1 pseudogene is annotated in these 216 nt (G+C 60.6%); it reads right to left on the bottom strand.

Annotation, left to right across the window (positions count from 1 at the left end):
• Window positions 1–216: pseudogene (glyA, locus tag A3714_RS03780) on the bottom strand (serine hydroxymethyltransferase); the annotation flags it as partial.

Genomic DNA, 216 nt, shown 5'->3' with positions numbered 1-216 from the left:
CACTACCTGCTGCTGGTAGCCCTTGAAATCAGCCTGCATGGCTTCCTTGAAGCAGATCGCCTTGGCGGCGATCACGTGCTCCAGCGGGCCACCCTGGCCACCGGGGAATACCGCAGAGTTGATCTTCTTCTGAATGTCTTCGTTGGCCTTGCCCATGATCAGGCCACCACGGGGACCGCCCAGGGTCTTGTGGGTGGTGGTGGTGGTGATATCCGC

Source organism: Alcanivorax sp. HI0007, assembly GCF_001635525.1.
Classification (GTDB): Bacteria; Pseudomonadota; Gammaproteobacteria; order Pseudomonadales; family Alcanivoracaceae; genus Alcanivorax.
Note: the sequence above shows the minus strand (reverse complement) of the source record. Positions and strands in the feature narration are given on the sequence as shown.